The following is a 1067-nucleotide window of genomic DNA, read 5'->3' on the forward strand; positions in this document are numbered from 1 at the left end:
TGGCGCTGGGCCAGGCGCTGGCGGGCTGCGCGAGCAGCGCCATCGACGTGAGCGACGGCCTGCTGGGCGACCTGGGCCACATCCTGCGGGCCTCGGGCGTGGGAGCGCGCGTCGAGGCCGACGCCGCCGCCGCGCTGATCGGGGGTTGCGAGCCGCTGGCCGGGCTGGCGGAGGCCCTGGGTCAGGAGCTGCTGCTGCGCTGCGTGCTGTCCGGGGGAGACGACTACGAATTGCTGTTCACCGCCGAGGCCCAGGCGCGATCCGCCGTCCAGTCCGCCGCCCGGGCGTGTGGTGTCCCGGTCACGCGCATCGGCCGCATCGAGGCGCAGCCCGGCCTGCGCCTGGTGGATGCTCAGGGTGCGGCCGTGGAAGGCCGGTTCCCCGGCTTCGACCATTTCGCATGAACACCGCCCCCGCCTCCCGCCGATGACCTCCCAGCCTCCCCGGTCCATGCAGCGCTTCCTGCTGGCCCACCCCGCCCACTTCATCGCCCTGGGACTGGGCAGTGGCCTGTCGCGCGTGGCGCCCGGCACCGTGGGCACGCTCTGGGGCTGGCTGGCGTTCCTGGTGCTGCAGCTGTGGCTGGGGCCCCGGGAAATGGGCTTTCTCATCGCCCTGTCCCTGCCGCTGGGCTGGTGGGCCTGCACGCTCACCGCGCGCCACCTGGGCGTGGCCGACCCCGGCGCCGTCGTGTGGGACGAGATCGTCGCCATCTGGCTGGTCCTGTGGCTGGCCATGCCCATGGGCTTCCTCGGCCAGCTGGTGGCCTTCGGGCTGTTTCGCTACTTCGACGCCGCCAAGCCCGGGCCGGTGCGCTGGGCCGACCGGCTGTTCAAGGGCTTTGGCTGGCGCGGGGGGCTGGGGATCATGCTCGACGACCTGGTGGCGGCCGGCTGCACGCTGCTGGTGATCGCGCTGTGGCGGCACTTCCTGGGATGAACGCCATGCCAGGCGTTGCAGCGGATGGGTTCCACGACGATCTGGTCACTGTCTCCCGGGCGCTGCTGGCGCGCGGCTGGATGCTGGCCACGGCCGAGAGCTGCACCGGCGGGCTGATCGCCGCCGCC

3 protein-coding genes are annotated in these 1067 nt (G+C 73.3%); all 3 read left to right on the forward strand.

The genetic code is table 11. From position 1 onward, the window contains the following. Positions 1-404, forward strand: a 404-nt coding sequence (locus A612_RS12155) for a thiamine-phosphate kinase (RefSeq protein ID WP_019374745.1), incomplete at its 5' end; no start/stop codon positions are given. Between the two features lie 46 nt (positions 405-450). Further along, the gene (locus A612_RS12160) at positions 451-939 is read left to right on the forward strand and encodes a phosphatidylglycerophosphatase A family protein (RefSeq protein WP_241209553.1); all 489 of its coding nucleotides are present in this window, start codon (positions 451-453) and stop codon (positions 937-939) included. Between the two features lie 5 nt (positions 940-944). Continuing rightward, on the forward strand, positions 945-1067 hold a 123-nt coding region (locus tag A612_RS12165; RefSeq protein WP_241209554.1), incomplete at its 3' end, for a CinA family protein.

Origin of the sequence: Melaminivora alkalimesophila (assembly GCF_000282995.1) — a bacterium.
Classification (GTDB): Bacteria; Pseudomonadota; Gammaproteobacteria; order Burkholderiales; family Burkholderiaceae_C; genus Melaminivora; species Melaminivora alkalimesophila.